General features: G+C 42.7%; 17 protein-coding genes. 2 read left to right on the top strand and 15 right to left on the bottom strand.

Annotated elements, in window-relative coordinates; all coding sequences use genetic code 11:
- Window positions 1-32 precede the first annotated feature (32 nt).
- The 4 genes from OEV42_07630 to OEV42_07615 are packed head-to-tail and all read right to left on the bottom strand — an operon-like array spanning window position 33 to window position 2,610.
- Window positions 33-401, bottom strand: coding sequence for a DUF423 domain-containing protein (locus OEV42_07630; protein ID MDH3974134.1), 369 nt, complete (start codon window positions 399-401; stop codon window positions 33-35).
- 45 nt (window positions 402-446) lie between these two features.
- Window positions 447-941 carry a hypothetical protein gene (locus OEV42_07625; GenBank protein ID MDH3974133.1) on the bottom strand — a complete coding sequence of 165 codons (495 nt, stop codon included), beginning with the start codon at window positions 939-941 and terminating at the stop codon, window positions 447-449.
- 11 nt (window positions 942-952) lie between these two features.
- The gene (locus tag OEV42_07620) at window positions 953-1,774 is read right to left on the bottom strand and encodes an alpha/beta hydrolase (protein ID MDH3974132.1); all 822 of its coding nucleotides are present in this window, start codon (window positions 1,772-1,774) and stop codon (window positions 953-955) included.
- Window positions 1,775-1,788: 14 nt separating this feature from the next.
- Window positions 1,789-2,610 carry a hypothetical protein gene (locus OEV42_07615; protein ID MDH3974131.1) on the bottom strand — a complete coding sequence of 274 codons (822 nt, stop codon included), beginning with the start codon at window positions 2,608-2,610 and terminating at the stop codon, window positions 1,789-1,791.
- Window positions 2,611-3,057: 447 nt separating this feature from the next.
- Between OEV42_07615 and OEV42_07610 the strand changes: the two genes are divergently transcribed.
- Window positions 3,058-6,270, top strand: coding sequence for a PAS domain S-box protein (locus OEV42_07610; GenBank protein ID MDH3974130.1), 3,213 nt, complete (start codon window positions 3,058-3,060; stop codon window positions 6,268-6,270).
- 146 nt (window positions 6,271-6,416) lie between these two features.
- Here the strand turns inward: OEV42_07610 and OEV42_07605 are convergent, their stop codons facing one another.
- The 10 genes from OEV42_07605 to OEV42_07560 all read right to left on the bottom strand — a co-directional run bounded on the left by OEV42_07605 (window position 6,417) and on the right by OEV42_07560 (window position 14,008).
- The gene (locus OEV42_07605; protein ID MDH3974129.1) at window positions 6,417-6,998 is read right to left on the bottom strand and encodes a DUF4178 domain-containing protein; all 582 of its coding nucleotides are present in this window, start codon (window positions 6,996-6,998) and stop codon (window positions 6,417-6,419) included.
- A 29-nt stretch (window positions 6,999-7,027) separates the two neighbouring features.
- Complete coding sequence (locus tag OEV42_07600; protein MDH3974128.1) at window positions 7,028-7,735, bottom strand: PspA/IM30 family protein; 708 nt, start codon at window positions 7,733-7,735, stop codon at window positions 7,028-7,030.
- A 1-nt stretch (window position 7,736) separates the two neighbouring features.
- Complete coding sequence (locus tag OEV42_07595) at window positions 7,737-8,129, bottom strand: YbjN domain-containing protein (protein ID MDH3974127.1); 393 nt, start codon at window positions 8,127-8,129, stop codon at window positions 7,737-7,739.
- 57 nt (window positions 8,130-8,186) lie between these two features.
- A complete protein-coding gene (locus tag OEV42_07590; protein MDH3974126.1) occupies window positions 8,187-9,299 on the bottom strand; it encodes an ion channel in 1,113 nt (370 codons plus the stop codon).
- Entirely contained in the window at window positions 9,300-9,674 is a 375-nt protein-coding gene (locus OEV42_07585; protein MDH3974125.1) for a hypothetical protein, read from the bottom strand.
- A gap of 20 nt (window positions 9,675-9,694) precedes the next feature.
- A complete protein-coding gene (locus tag OEV42_07580; protein MDH3974124.1) occupies window positions 9,695-10,282 on the bottom strand; it encodes a DUF2617 family protein in 588 nt (195 codons plus the stop codon).
- Window positions 10,283-10,429: 147 nt separating this feature from the next.
- Entirely contained in the window at window positions 10,430-11,974 is a 1,545-nt protein-coding gene (locus tag OEV42_07575) for a polyamine aminopropyltransferase (protein MDH3974123.1), read from the bottom strand.
- 223 nt (window positions 11,975-12,197) lie between these two features.
- Window positions 12,198-12,452 carry a hypothetical protein gene (locus OEV42_07570; GenBank protein ID MDH3974122.1) on the bottom strand — a complete coding sequence of 85 codons (255 nt, stop codon included), beginning with the start codon at window positions 12,450-12,452 and terminating at the stop codon, window positions 12,198-12,200.
- Between the two features lie 13 nt (window positions 12,453-12,465).
- Window positions 12,466-12,930 carry a hypothetical protein gene (locus tag OEV42_07565; GenBank protein MDH3974121.1) on the bottom strand — a complete coding sequence of 155 codons (465 nt, stop codon included), beginning with the start codon at window positions 12,928-12,930 and terminating at the stop codon, window positions 12,466-12,468.
- A 187-nt stretch (window positions 12,931-13,117) separates the two neighbouring features.
- A complete protein-coding gene (locus tag OEV42_07560) occupies window positions 13,118-14,008 on the bottom strand; it encodes a DUF350 domain-containing protein (GenBank protein ID MDH3974120.1) in 891 nt (296 codons plus the stop codon).
- Between the two features lie 218 nt (window positions 14,009-14,226).
- Here OEV42_07560 and OEV42_07555 point away from each other — a divergent pair, with 218 nt between their 5' ends.
- The gene (locus tag OEV42_07555; protein ID MDH3974119.1) at window positions 14,227-15,492 is read left to right on the top strand and encodes a penicillin-binding transpeptidase domain-containing protein; all 1,266 of its coding nucleotides are present in this window, start codon (window positions 14,227-14,229) and stop codon (window positions 15,490-15,492) included.
- A gap of 24 nt (window positions 15,493-15,516) precedes the next feature.
- Here the strand turns inward: OEV42_07555 and OEV42_07550 are convergent, their stop codons facing one another.
- Window positions 15,517-16,233, bottom strand: coding sequence for an extensin family protein (locus tag OEV42_07550; GenBank protein ID MDH3974118.1), 717 nt, complete (start codon window positions 16,231-16,233; stop codon window positions 15,517-15,519).
- Window positions 16,234-16,252 lie beyond the last annotated feature (19 nt).

Raw genomic sequence — 16,252 nt, 5'->3', positions numbered from 1 at the left:
CTGTGAAACAGGATTTATACTATTTTTTTGTCTCAGATCTTTGACAGCAGATAAATGAGCCATGCCCAGCCGATTATAAACGCTGTCCCACCGATGGGTGTGATGGCGCCAAGCCATCTGATTTGAGTGACGGCAAGAAGATAGAGACTGCCTGAAAAAAGGATAACCCCTGCCAAAAAGGCCCACCCTGCGGGAGAAAAATTGATCTCTTCAAAATTTTTCTGCAAAAGGCCTACACCCATAAGGGCCAGGGCATGAAACATCTGGTAATGAACCGCCTTTTCATAGATCGATTTCCCGTAAGCCTCAAGAACATCCTTAAGGGCATGGGCGCCAAAGGCGCCGAGAGCAACAGTCAAAAGTCCAAAGAGAGCTGACGACAGCAGCCATAATTTATACATAGTGTTTACCCTGCAAATTGAGTCTTACTATTATGGGAAAAAATTCTAACGGCAAAAAACTTCACAGGAATCCCTTCCGTCCGGCCTTGAAAATTCTGCATTGTCACACATTCCGTCGGCCCTGCCTTCCGTAAAGATAACTTCATCCCCTGTTGCATAGCCGGGGCAGACACTGGTAGAGGTATAGGGATTCTTATTAATCCTGAAATGATGATCCGATTCTACCTTCTCAATCTTGTAAATCTTATATTTAGCTCCGCTAAAGAGCGATCCCCAAAAGCTCTTTTTATTCTTTTTTGGCTCTTCTCCGGCCTCTTCTCGGGCCTCTTCTTCCCCTTCATCACCTTTTGCCGATGTCCCGGAGACAAAGGCGCCAAGCCACTTATTGAGCGCCTCAATCTCTCCGGGGCTCAGTTTATCAAGGCCTGCCCCGGTAAACTCTCTCATCGTCATTTCATCCCTGATATCGATGGCATCTTTACTTTCAGCCCAAACAGCAACCGGGAAGATCAGTATAATAAGCGCTAATATTTTTCTCATTACAAAACTCCTCATATTATTTTAGGGGTTCCCCGTATGCCTTCAATCCTGTTGAGAAACTGAAGCAGAGCATCATTAAAAGCCTCGGGCGCTTCCATATTAGCCATATGACCCACACCTGAAATAATCTCCAGGTCTACCTCCGGGAGGCCCTTTGCCGTCTCTCTTGCATGATCGGGAGATATGCAGCTATCGAGTTCCCCACCGATAACCAGCGATGGAACATTAAAAGTCCTCAATTGTGAAAGGTAATCTTTTCTCTCTCTCATCCCGATAAGGGCGCCGGCCATTGAAAGTGGTGACGTGTTCTCCATCCATTTTCTGACCATACGGACCCGTTGAGGGTTTTCTTCTAATGTACGGGCACAAAAAAGCGCAGGTTCAAAATAGTCGGCTACGGCTTTAACATCACCATTGACAGCGCTCCTGGCAAAGGATGTTCGCACTTTCTTTCCTTCCGGGGAATCACCCACACTTCGCGTCACAATGAATATGGCAGCGGCAACCTTTTCCGGGAAATGGTCGAGAAGAGAGTGAAGAACATAGCCTCCCATAGACATGCCGCCGACAACGGCGCTGTCAATTTCGAGAAAATCGAGAAGGGCCGCCACATCGGAAGCCAGTTGAAACATGCCATAACCACCGGCAGGGGCTTCACTTTCTCCAAAACCTCTTAGATCAGGAGTAACTACCCTGTATCCATGATCAACGAGAAAGTCAGCCTGTGCCTTCCACATCTTCCGGCAAAGCGGGAAACCGTGGATAAGAACGATGGCCCTCCCCTCTCCCTCGTCTTCATAGGCCATATTGAAGTTATTAATAGCGGCAATCATAAGGCTAAAAAAAACTAACGATCCTCATACTCTTCTGCGGCAAGTTCATAATTGGCCGGAAAGGTTTCTTCCGGGCGGAATATCTCTCTTATCCTCTTTCCTGCCTTATTTATTATATCTGCAAAGAAGACAGCAACTGGCCTTGAAGCCAGCATGGCCCTAAGCATAAGGAAATCAAGCACACAATAGAAAGCGCCCGACGCTACCGGCGGGTTTGTGTTGCTGAGTCCCCAGAGAGGAACGGCAGGTTTCCAGACCCAGTTTCCAAGCAGCGTTCCATAGATTTCAAGGGCCAGGCAGACAAGGAACATGGTTGCATAAAGCCGTTTATCGTCTTCAGCAATCATGCAGGCCATAAACATAAGGAAAAGTATGATTCCAAATTCATCGAATCCCATTACATAGCCTGCAATGACGTAAGGCGCCGTCAGAAGAGGAACAATCCATACGACTTTAGGCGAAATTCGGGAAGCAAGAGCACTTCCCAGGAGAAAAACAAGCACATGGCCCGGGGGAACATAGTGAGGAATATTGTAAAGCCTGTAATCGTAGAGCTGCCAGACAAGAGAGCAGAATATCTCTCCCAATGTAGCGATAATGAGGCAGCTCATTAACAAGCCCCTGCTTTCTGCGGGCATACGGTGATAAATAGAGATAAATAATCCCCAGAAGAGAAAACCGGCCGCAACCTGCCCCCAAAGCGGTGAAAAGCGGTCAAGCCAGAGACCGAAGGCAACCATTGCAAGGAGGGCCATAGCCCTTTTACCGTCAGGGATAACCCCGGCTTCAAGGTATGTCCTTTCCGGTTTACTCTCTTTTGTCAATAATTTATTCATCTGCGCTTTAACTCCATAGCTAATATATGAGGAAACCGCTAATAACTTGTGACCGGCATCTAAAAGACAGCCAAAAAACCGTTACTTTACCATCTTAATTTAACCGGGTCCAGTCTCTTCGGTTAAATACCGCTTTTTGATTTTCAATGTTTCAAAGTGGCGCGGCTGCAAAAGAGCTAACCCGGAAAATTAAACCTTTTTAAAAGTATTGTTTTACAAATTAATGATTATTTTGTAATCTCACACTTTTAAGGGCAGACCATTGTCCTGGAGAATGCAACATTTCTCCTTACAAAAAATTTTAGTTATTTAAAAAGGTGGGGGCTTTTATATGTAATTTCATTGATTTAACTGGAACCCTTTTTGTCAGCAGTGCATCGTATTAAAATGGTCAAAGATTGAAATGAGTCATAGCGTTAAGGGTTACCGGGAAAAGAAGGGCAGTTTATGGCTGGCATAATGATCGTTGAAGACGAGGGACTCACCGCATTATATATCCGAAAGTGTTTGGAAAATAAAGGATACTCTGTTACCGCAGTCCTGTCATCAGGTAAAGATGCAATAATCAGAGCAGAAGAAGTCGAGCCTCAACTCATCCTCATGGACATCAACCTGGAAGGGATGATTGACGGTATTGACACCGCTCGCCGAATAAGATTAAAATCCGATATTCCCATCATATTTTTAACAGCCTACGCAGACGATGAAACGCTCAACAGGGCAAAAGCTGTCGGCGCCTACGGATACCTGCTAAAACCTTTTGAAGATATTCAGCTTTATACCGCTCTTGAAATTGCCCTTTCCAAGTACGAAATGGAAACCATGCTTCGCAGCAGCGAGGAAAAATTCCGCAGCTTGATCGAAAACTCCTCTGACTGCATATACCAGCTGGACCTTTCCGGTAATGTTGAGTATATGAACCCTACCGGGCTCAAGCTAAACAGTATTAACAATAAATCCCGCCTTACCCTTATGGACCTTATCGATCTTGCATCACCTGACTGCAAAGATGCGCTCCAATCTGCATTCAGTGAGGCAAAAAAAGGAGAAACGAGCGCCTTTGAATATGACTCCAGGGATGAGAATGGCCATAAAAAATGGTGGGCAGCCAAATTGGGCCCCATAAGAGATAACAAGGAAAAGGTTTCCAGTCTCATCATGATATCCAGCGATATTACGAAGAGAAAAAAGGCGGAAGAAGAGCTTCAAAAAAGCAGGGCCTGGAATGAATCCATTATCAACACGGCCGTCAGCGGTATCGTCACCATTGATGACAAGGGAACGATCCTTTCATTCAACCCTGCCGCAGAAAAGATGTTCGGTTACGAGGAGGGAGAAGTGATAGGATCCAATGTTTCCATTCTCATGCCTGAACCTTTCAAAAGTGAACACAACACCTATCTTGAAAACTACCTTAATAGTGGAGAAAAAAAGATTATCGGTATCGGACGGGAAGCCCCGGCAGTGAGAAAAGACGGGAGTACTCTATCTGCCTTTATTACGGTCAGTGAAATGTACATCGGTAAAACAAGAATGTTTACGGGCATCATAAACGATATTACAGCCCTTAAAGAAGCGGAGAAAGCCTTGCGCCAGAGCAAGGAAAGGCATTCCAAGGCCCAGAAGATAGCCCATCTCGGCCACTGGGAGTGGGACATTACAACCAATAAACTCCTATGGTCGGAAGAAACGTACCGCATCTTCGGAATGGATAAAAACGAATTCGGCGCCAGCTACGAGGCCTTCCTGGAGCGCGTGCACCCTGATGACAGAAAGAGTGTCCTGGATGCCGTTGACGAAGCCCTGGCCGGCAAGCGACCTTACTGTATAGACCACAGAATTTTATTAAAGGATGGCGCGGTAAAAATCGTCCAGGAGCAGGCTGAATTAAGCCGGGATAATAAGGGAAAACCGCTTTGCATGATGGGTACCGTTCAGGATCTGACGGAATTCAAAATATACCAGGACAGGTCTATACTCGCCGCAGAAGTTTTTGATAACGCCATCGAAGGGCTTCTCGTTACCGATGAAAAAGGGAATATAGAACTTGTTAACAAGGCCTTTACCTCCATTACCGGTTATAGGGCGGAAGAGGCCATCGGGAAAAACCCCAACATGCTTCGTTCCGACAGGCATGACAAGGAATTTTTTAAAAATATGTGGCACACCCTTCTTAAAGATGGCTATTGGCATGGAGAAATATGGAACAGGCGGAAAAGTGGCGAAGCCTATCCCGAGCAGTTAACTATTTCGGCCATAAAAGATGGTGACGGCAAAATAAAGAAATTTGTTTCCATATTCCATGATTTGACGGATTTAAAGAGAAGTGAAGAACAGATAAAGTACAAAAACAACTATGACGGACTGACGGGGCTGCCCAATATGGTCCTCTTCAAGGACCGCTTGAACCAGGCCCTGAATCGCGCCTCCGATGAAGGAAACATGGTCTGCCTTTTGTTCGTGGGCCTCGACCGTTTCAAGAATATCAATGAAAGCCTCGGCTATCCGGCAGGCGATAAACTGCTTCAGGGTGTTGCCGCAAGACTTGAGAGCATCTTATGGGAAACGGATACGGTCACCCGTTTTGCCGGTGACGAATTTGCCATCATCCTCGAAGCCTTCAGCAATCAGAATGATGCTGTCAGGGTAGCCAACCGGGTTCTTAACTCCTTTTCCGAACCTTTCAAAATTGACGAACTTGATCTCCATGCATCTGCCAGTATCGGCATTACCCTCTATCCCGATGATGGCAATGAACTTGACACACTTATGATAAACGCCAATGCGGCCATGCGAAGGGCCAAAGAAGCCGGGGGAGCCTCTTCAAGGCTCTATGCCGAAGAAATGAACCTGAGCGCCCTTAAATTTCTTTCTGTAGAAAATGAAATAAGAAGAGGCCTTGACAGAGATGAGTTCATTGTCTACTACCAGCCCAAAATAAGTATGTTTGATGGAACCATTGTCGGACTGGAGGCCCTTGCCCGGTGGCAACAAACTTCAGGCGGTTTTATCGAACCGGGCGACTTTATTCCCATTGCCGAAGAAACAGGCCTCATCGTTCCCCTCGGTGAGACCATTTTGCGTAAAAGTTGCGAGCAGGCAAAAAAATGGCGGGACGCCGGTTTTAACACACTGAATATAGCCGTTAATCTGTCAGGACGCCAATTCCTCTTCAATGATATTGTTGAAACAGTCATCTCCATACTGGAAGAAACAGGGCTGCCCCCATCCATGCTGGGCCTTGAAATCACGGAAAGCATCCTCATGAATGATGTCGATGAAATGATGAAAAAAATAAAAAAATTAAGCAGTCTCGGCATACAGCTTTACATCGATGACTTCGGCACCGGTTATTCATCACTGAGCTATCTAAAAAAATTCAAAATTGACGCATTGAAAATTGATCAATCATTCGTTCGTGATATAACAACCAATGAAAATGACGCCTCTATTACAAAAGCCGTCATTTCCCTTTCTCATAGCCTGGGCCTTAAGGTCGTTGCCGAAGGAGTGGAAACGGGGAAGCACCTTGATTTCCTTCTCAAACACAACTGTGACGAGATGCAAGGCTATTACTTCAGCCGGCCACTTCCGGGGAAAAAAATTACTGAGATGTTGAAATCAGGGAAAAAACTGGACCTGGGAGTCTGTCGGACTTAGGAAATTGCAGCGAGAAAGCAAGGCCTTTTTTGCTTTCATCTCTCATCCAGTTCCCTGCTGTTTATTTATACAAATTCACCTGCGCTTTAACCCCCTTTTTCCATTCTGCTTTTCCAATTTCAAAGTAACAAAATGGCCTTTTTTATTTATGCCGGGACTATCTCTTTAACAGACCTTTCCGGAATTTCAAAACCGACATAAAACTCAAGTTCCGCGTCACCGGGATCACCATAATCCTGAACACCTATAAAAAGTTTATTCCCATCATTAATGGGATCGGAATAGTAATCCCAGTAATCACACTCCTCCCCATCATCTTCCTCTTCTCCACTATCAACGAGATAGTATTTGACTCCTTTAAATTCAAATTCATCACAGTCCCTTTTCCATGCCTTTCTCATAGCCGGCAAAAGTGAGGGATAACTCTCAAGACCTGTCTGAATTAACAAAATATTCCTTCCCCCTTTTTTTTCAACTTCCAAAATTGCATCCCCTTTGCCCCCTCTTAATGTATATTCCGTTGTGTACGTTGTTTTATTGGCGCCCACAACCTCATAGGGACCTTCTTCCAGGATATTAAAATTTTCCAGTGGAAATCCTTTGAGAATAAAAGAATCATAAAAATCGATGGTCCACCCTTTTTTGATATCCAGCACTGTAGGGTCAGAGGAGACTAAAGAGCTATCCTCTTCTTCTTTTTTATTTTTTTTAAAAAAACCAAAAACCATTAAGTACCTCCTTTTTCATATTGGAGTTTTTACATCCCCATTTTTGCTTTTAGCGATTCCAGCCTTGTAGCAGCACTGCTGTCAACCTGAGAAGGCGCATCAAGGGCTTTGTCTATTTCACTGTCAATGGACGTGCCGATGCTTGCCATATCTCCGTAAGCTTCAGCCAGAGATTCATCTTCCTCAACCTTTGCCTTCATTTTTTCAAGCATTGCTATCGTTCCCGACGAATCTACTTTTGCCAATTGTTCATTGATTTTTTTTGTAGCAGAAGCCGTCTTTGCCCTCGCTTTGAGGGTTATGAGATCATTTTCGTATTTACTGATAGTGGTTTTTAGCTTTTCCACATTTGATTGCAATTGCGCCGCTTTTGCTTCGTATTCCCTGGCGTTTTGCTCCTGGCTTACTGCCCGGCTGGAAACTTCTTCTTTTTTCGTCAGCGCCTCCGTTGCCAGTCTTTCAGCTTCAGACATTTCAAGAGCACCTTCTTTACCACGCGTTAAAAGAAGCATTGCCTTTCGCTCGTAATCTTCAAGAACTTTTTTAGAATCCGTTACCTCACGCCGGGTTCGAATGGCAAGAGATTTAACCTGGGCCAGGGATTGCAATGCATCTTTCAAATCATTTTTTAAATCCCTGATCCCCTGTTCCGTCATCTTGATAGGATCTTCAAACTTGTCCATAACGGCATGAGCTTCTGACTGTCCTATTTTAAAGAGCCTGTTGAATATACTCATTTTACTTCCCTCCTTTTGACATACGAATAATTTCATTGGCATTTTCACTAAGCGCCAGAGATAGAGCGCTGATAGAACCCTGCAACTCATTGAGGTCCAGATTCTCAATTTGCAAAGTATCCCTCCATATAACCTTTTGTGCCGAATCATCGAGAACAAATGCGCCATGTACCATTTCCCTGTTCATCTGAAGCAACCTGACGGGGTTAACAGAGTCCGTGCAGGACATAACGACCATTTCCAGAACCAGTACAGGATCTTCACAATCGACCACCAGGCAATTGATTCCATTTTCACTGTCACTTACAGTAAAAAGCTCTTCCTCAATATTTTCATTCTCCGGTACGAAACCGAGTTCCTGCGCCATATCTTTAACTTTTTCGAAGTATGACATTACTCCCCTCCTCAAATTTTTATTTTTTGTCCTTATTATAAACCTTAGACTGCGTCATCAAATTTCTTTACATAGCCTGGTTATTTCTGCCGACTCATTGAGCCAGGGAAATTGTTTTTCCGCCATATAAATGATCTTATCATTTTCATCAACCTTATAATCATTGGAAAGATTCAGTTCTACACTTTTACCGCCATTTTTGTATATCCCCATAATAGTAACGGGAAATTCCAGTTTGATGATGGCCTTTTTAAGCAATCCCATGGTCATATCCTGAAAAGAACCGTCCCAGCTTGAATAAGTTTCTTTGGTAATGTATATTTGCTGTCCCCATCCATTCGATGAAAGCTGACTATATACGTTAAATGTGCCGGGACCTTTTAACTCCTGTATGAGCAATCCCATCTGGAGACTCATCGAGTTAACACCACCGTCTATACCGAAATGGTCCAGGTTTTCAATCGTGTCTTTTCTTACGCAATCAAGCACGGTAATGATGTGAGGCCAGTTCTTTTCTATGATGCCGGCAGTCATCGTATTTACATCATCCAATGAAGGTTCGGACATATTACTGACAAGAATACAAGCCTTTGCTTTTTGCAGATTAGCTCTTTTCAGCGTATCCATAGACGACGGCATTCCCTTAATGAAGGAATCGATATTCTTCATTATCATGCCGGGAAGTTCAGCATCATTTCCAGGCAAACTTGACGCAATGAGAACACGTGGGAACCCCATATATTCTTTACAGGAATCAAGTTCTTTCAGGAGTTCAATAATTTCATCATAAGAGGGCACATTGATAATGACGATATGACTCTCCCCCTTGAATTCAATTTCACCACGCATTTTTCTCAATCTCCTTTCCATAATATTTTCAACTACACCACCTGCGAACATGGCCAGACAGCCGATGCCGAAGAATGTAACCATTACAGTTGCAGTTCTTCCCTGCCATGTTTTGGCGGAGAAATCCCCGTAACCAACAGTGGTCAGTGAAATATAGGCTGTCCAGAGAGAATCCCATAAGGTAACGCCCTCTTCATATTTATAAAAAACCACCGTGAAGATAACAACCATCACGAGCAAAGCAATTACCAGCTTAAAGCGGTCAAAGAAATCTGCCCATGTCAGTTTTCTAAGAATCTTAAAATAGAAAAACTGCCACATCTATTTTTCTCCGTAATATTTTTCCAGCCTTTCGTAGGCAGCATTGTAAATAAGCATTATTTCATGTGCAATCTTCTTTTTTTCCGGATCATTGATGTGAAAATCAGAGTGATACTTTTTTGATTCACGCCTGTAAGCTTTTTTGATGCTTTTCCAGGCGGCCCCTTCCTTAAGGCCAAATACCTGCAGGTCTTCCTCAAGTTGAGTCGGCTTTTTGTTAAATTTACTGCTATTATGGAATTTCTCTTCTTTATTTCTATTCAGTTTCTTTTCCCATTCATCTAATTCGCTTTCCAATCTGGACCGGCCATCACCGAGAAGAGATTCCGCTTTCTCTTTCCAGTGCCCCCCTATTGATGATGCAATATTTGCCATTCGCCGAAGGACCCCCACAGTTATTTTTTTCCTTTTTCTTTGGAAATGGAACTTTCAGAAATGATTGCCACTTCGTCATTGGGATAAATATGCAAAGACGCCCAATTCACACTTTTCCCGGTAATGTCGGCCTTCACCAGCGTTACAGGTCCATATATATCGTGGAGGGAATCTTTCCGGCCATTAGCAAAATCATAACTGATACATTTGTCCCCTCCTGCTGCCAGTGATGCAAGAGCATCCCTGTATTTCTTTTCACCAAAACCAATTTGTTCAAATCTGAATCGATAATTAAGAGCGCCCACTCTCCGCTCCAGTTTCCCTGTCTTAATATGAGACAATCTCTCCATATAACAAGAGGGGGAAAGGTTTTTATCTAATGCCATACATGCAAGCACTTCGTTTATAGAAGAGGATTCCTTTCCATTTGCTATCTTGATCTTATGGCTCTCACCAATAATATCTATTTGGATATACCAGTTTTTTTCAACCAATTCAATATTGTGAAAGGTTTTAAAAGGAATATTCTCAATTGTTCCGTTGTGGAGCAACAACTTCAATTCTGATGCGCTGTGAATTCCACTATTTTTCTGTGGCGCTTTTTTCATTATTATCTCTGGAAAAATCGCTTTTATTCATTATAAGGTTGCCCTTTAGTTTATTTATGTCCGAAGAATAGAGGTTCATATTTTCTGTCAGAGATTCCCCTTTGGCTATTGCAATGGTCAAATTTATGTGGATCAATAAAAAAACTGTCAGTTCCAGTATTTCCAGCCATCCAGATAATATGAAAGCACTTCCGGTCTATCGAGTGTACTGAATTTAATCTCCTCAGTGGGAATCATGTCTTTCTCAAAGTGGAACATTTTTTCAAGATGTTTTTCTTCAAGAAAGCGGGTAGAAACTCCCCTTTTAAAACTATATTTATTAAGCTTCACTTTAGAGGCCATTATGAATCCCCAGTCTCCAAAAGAAGGAATATAGGTATGGTAGGGATAGGTATGTGCAAAGCCTGCTTCCTCAATAGTGCTTTTGACGCACCAGAAAGCCTTGGCCGCGAAAAAGGGGCTTGTTGCCTGGGTAACAAACAAACCACTTGCTGCAAGTCGTTTTCCTGCCAGCTTATAAAATTCCCTGCTGTAAAGCCTGGCAAGCGAGGTATCGTTGGGATCAGGTAAATCGGCAATAATAATATCGAATAAACTTGAAGTTTCTGACAGAAAACTGAATGCATCCCTGTTTACAATTTGAACCTTGTTGTGAGACAAACTTCCATTGTTAATTTCTTTTATCAGTTTATTTTTTATGCCAAGTTCTGTAATCGCGGGATCGATATCAACAATGGTCACCTTATCGACCTCCTTATGTTTTAATATTTCTCTCACGGCAAGACCCTCTCCTCCACCGAGAATGAGGATATTTTTTGCCACTGGTGCAGCAAACATTGCAGGGTGAATAAGCGCCTCATGATATCGATGTTCATCAATTGAAGAGAATTGGAGCCCGCCATTTAAGTAGAGCCTCACATCTTTCTGATTTTTTGTTAAAACAATTTTCTGGTACTTTGTCTGTTTCGATAAAAGAACTCTGTCTTCATAAATAATGTTTTCCCAAAAACTGATTGTATTGACGGATGAATACAACATGCCCGTCAGGAGTAATATCGTTACAAATACACCGGTAGCAAGAGAGTTTTTTTTTCTTTTTTCAAGTTCGTCTGAAAAAATCCACAAGTTTATTCCTCCAATAAGGATATTCAAAATCCCGGTGAGAATAGAAGTTTTGTATGCACCAACAAGAGGGAGCATGATGAAAGGGAATAAAAGTGTTGCCGAAAATGCACCAAGGTAATCAAGAGAAAGCACATTGGAGATATTTTGCTTTAAAGAGTAATAGCGCTCCATGATTCTCGTGAGTATGGGGATTTCAAGACCGATCATTACCCCAATCAAGATAATAGAACAGGTCATAAAGAGATAATAATATTCGGAAAAAGCAAAAATGAAATAGAGGAGGGGAACGCTTAAACCACCGACGATACCCAATAATATTTCAATAAATATAAATAATTCAAGCAACCTTTCAGTAATTAAACGTGAAAGGTAACTGCCAATCCCCATTGATGTCAGAAAAAGGCCTATGGTAATGGAAAACTGCTTAACGCTGTCTCCCATAAAGTAAGATGAAATGGTACCGATAAGGAGTTCATAGATAATGGCACACATTCCTATGACGAATATTGAAACGAGAAGAAGTAAGGCCTTACCTGAATTTGCCTGTTTTGTGCTATTAAATATCATAAGGAGGAAAGATGTTTTAGGAAAAACCAGCAGGGCAACTAACTAGTTTTCATCCGGAAAGGGTGCTTTTTCGCAATCTCTGCGTCAATCTTCGGCTTTGCTTGTGCCATGTACAGTAGTACAACTCGGCGAAACCCTTGATTTCCTTGACCTTGCAAAAAAATCCCTCCTTTCCGAATTGAAAACAAAGTTTCATGTATTATAGTTTCTGGATGGACACTAACTATTTTCCACCACGCATTCCTTTTGTTGAATGGCGAGGACTATTAACACTGCCTGTTTTCATGGATGGACTGCGCGGATAGATATGACCACTATGCCAGTAATACCAGGAAGGACCTCTGTGATAGCCATAATAACCATAATATCCCCATCCCCTATAGGCATAAGACATAGATACAAAATAGACGAATAGAAGAAAAACAGCGATGACTATCACAATTGAAGCTATACCTGATTCACTTTTTAATATCTTCATCTTTTTAGAACTCTCAACTATCAGCCATGTTATTAAGAATATTTTCTTTATTTTTATAAATAACCAGGGCGATTCCAAAAATAATAGTTATTATTCCAAGAATAAAGTGAGGCAAAGAGCTTGCCATCTTCTGCTCCACCTTAACTCGCATAGTCGACTTTTTTTTATCCGGAGAAATTCGAAAATAGTGATTTCCCTTATCTTTAAGCGTTATTTTCATTTCAGTCTCTTTAGTACCTTCGGTCCAACGACCGTCAGAATCATATCCTTCCTCCCACCATAATTCTTTCCCGTATCCAAAAATATATTCTTTTTTATCGTTTAAAATATCAACGCCAATATAGTTTGATTGCCTGTTAGCAAGATTTTGATAAACTTTTATAAAATAGACGCTGTTTGATTTTTTATTATTAACAGGGCCCACAAGAGCTTCATTTTCCACATTCTTATCAATGAGTACCTCTGTAGACATATTCATAAAAAAAGAGGTTAGAAAACAGAGAAGGGAAAATCCGATAAGAAGGGCGCCAGCCTGCGTTAAAAGGGATTCATTTTTATTTGTTGTTATCTTTTTATCAGTCATTCCTCTACTCAAATTGTCTTACCACACAAGTCCGGCAAGTCCCATATATTACAAAAACAGCTCTCTATAAAAAATAGAGAGCTCATATCAAAAAGAAAAGCAGCGCTGCAAATGATACTGTAACAGCCATTTCCAGCAGACCGGCACCTAAATTTCTGTCTGCAACAATCTCATGGTTCAGGTCCGAGCCCGTCAATACAAGTTTATCCAGAAAGTATCTCACCAAAGGCAATATTATAAAAGCTGCTGCTGCATTTAAAGCAAACTTTGAAAGATTGTGCTGCCAGCTGATAAAGTTGCCGCACAAGCCATTCATTAAAATAATTCCCAGCGCAATCAGCGTTCCCCCAAAAGCTACTCCTGAAGCCACGTTATCCTTTTCAATTTCATCGTGCAAATCAAAAGAGGTCAAAAAGTTATAAAGGTTTGCAAAAAGAACGAGAACAATCTGGCCAAGAATAAAAAAAATAAAAGCTGTAGTCAGACCACCGCCTTCTCCATGAATTGCCCCGGCGACAATCAGGCCGGAAGCAATGTAGGCACCGCATTCAATGGCGCCGGTACCGGCATTTCTGTCTTCAATTATTTCCTTAATGTTACTGAACTTGTGCAGCATCACCCTGTCATTGATGACCCGTGAAATGTTAAGAAATACTATCCCCAGTAAAGCATATCCCCCAACAATGAGAACATCTTTTCCCAGGCCGGCGGAAGGCCCCAGTAATGCAGCTATTATGATAATTGCTGTTGAAGCAAAATACCCTGCCAGGCTTAAGGACAAAGCCACATTATCTTTTTCTACCAACTGGACCGTAATACCATAGGGAGTAAACAAATCATTTGCCCATTTGGCAACAACAAATATGCCCATGGAAACAAAAAGCATTGCTATAGTGTACGTTATTTGAGGCAGCATACTTTCCATAATCACAATAATATTAATGCAGGGTTCATCACACATTAAACCTATCAAAAGAAGATATATCATGCAAGCAATATTCGGGGTTTCAGTAACAAAAAAACATCCTTATCACATTGATTTAAATTCTTTATGAACAGAATCAACCACCCTGCCGCAAACGGTGGAACATAAACATTTATCATCTCATTTGACATCTGACGGCATCTCTGATACAAAGGCTGTAAATATAAAAAAGGTGATGAAGACCAATCACCAGACAGGTTAGAAAATTGACCGACTTCAAGCAAAAGGATTTTGCCGACCCCATTAAGGGCAGGAAACTCCGTCGTCGTTTCCCTGTAATAAGAATTCTGCTTCTCATCCTGCTTATTCTGGGCTTTTATCGCTATGAGCCGGAAAAACCTCAAACAGAACAAACCCTTACCGAAGCAGGAGCACCCCCAAAAAAAGAAAATGCCCCGCAAGAAGTATCCCTGAAGAAGGAAAATGAACCAAAAACTGAAAAAAAGGAAGACACCTTTCAGGCAAATTTCCTGTCACGTCAAAAAGACAAACAGCTTGCCCTTAACGTCCTCAACGTACTCGGCTCTCAGAAACCCTTTGGAGCGGTCTACCTCATGGTTGACGGCGCCAATGGAGAAATTCTGGCATGGGGCCAGCAGCAGAACTTTGCGCCGCAGGAACTGCCGTCCTATTTACCGGACAGTTCATTTCCCGCCGCCAGTCTTGTAAAAATTGTCACTGCTGCTGCAGCGCTCGAATCGAGGCGATATTCCAATCACACAGAAATACCGGCCATTGGCCGAAGTGTGACTCTTTATAAAAATCAGTTGGAAGTTCCAAAAAACTACAATGGCAAGCGGGTAACACTGGAGAAGGCATTCTCTCTTTCAATGAATTCACCCATAGGTATAGTCGGCCTCGACCTGGGAAGCAAAAGGTTAATGTCGGCGGCAGAAAGGCTCGGTTTCAACCGCCTCCTTGCCAAAGGTGTTCCTTTAGAAAGCAGATACCCCTTGCCTTCCGATGATTTCGCCATAGCAGAAGCCGCCAGTGGTTTCACAGATGATATCACTATTTCTCCCCTCCTTGCTGCTGCCATAGTCCGATCTATTCTATTGGGAAAAGATCCCGAAATGCCCTGGTCGCCTTTGCTGGCGCCCGCTTATGCCCCCGTCAAAGCCATTGGCCTTAATCAATCACCCTTTAAAGAAAATACCTACTATGGGCTTAAAAGAATGCTGGAGACTACATTAAAAAAAGGCTCGGCCAGAACTTCCTACAACAATCCGAAAGTTTTTTACCCATACAACAAGGAAAGGCTGAGAACAGGGGGAAAAACAGGCACAAAAAATGTAGGCAATATTCGATATGAATGGTATGCAGGATACGCCCGCGACAGAAAAAACGCTAAAAAAGCGCTCATCCTTGTCTGTCTTCACATGAATGAGATTAACGGGACAAGAGCAAGCCATCCTGCACAGGCGAGCGCCTTGCTGACTAATTACTGGGCCAAAAGTTACCTTCAATGGTAAATATATAAATAGAGACCACACTTTTTATCTGATAATCCCGCTCTCCTTCCAGTCAAGCTCAAGATGAAGATGATCATGATGCGCCCTGTTGTAATGAGGGGTCAATATGACCTGGAAGAGATTGAGGTCAGCCGTTTTACAGGTTATGTCCCGAAGTCTTTTCAGTCTTCCCGTCCTGTCCCTCCTGCCGGGTTTACAGGGTTTAACTTTCCTGCGCCTGTCAGACCAGTCCTCTTCTATTTTCCATAGTTCGCCATTTCTAAAGATAAATGCCGCGGCATCAATGGCCATGGCCCTGCTGTGACCACTTTTTTTTCGCCCTCCCCTCACTTTTGCTCCGGGAGAATAGGTCCGCATGTGTCCCACCTCCCGGACACCATAGTCGGCAAGCAAAGCGCCCCACTCAATAAGGGCAACGGCAAGTCTGCAATCCATAATAGAGTAAGTATCCGAATCATAAAGATAGTTAAATTTAACACCGCCCAGGGGAGAATTTGTACGAATAGGGAACTGAACACCTTTTGCCTTATCCACCTTTTCAAAGGTTACACCATTCTCTTCAAGAATGGTGTAACAGGTGCTGCCGTCGAGCGTTATAATTTCCCTTCCATCAATGGAGAGGACTCTTTCATGGGGCAAAAGATCCTCTATGGTAAGCGCATTATCATAGCCAGGCCCTGTTGAAGCACAGGCCGTTAAGAGAAAGAGGATCCATATTAAGGCAAGTAATCTCAATAACATAGACTTAAATTCAGTTCTT

Source organism: Deltaproteobacteria bacterium (genome assembly GCA_029860075.1).
GTDB lineage: Bacteria > Desulfobacterota > JADFVX01 > JADFVX01 > JADFVX01 > JAOUBX01.
This window is presented reverse-complemented; position numbering and strand designations above follow the sequence as displayed.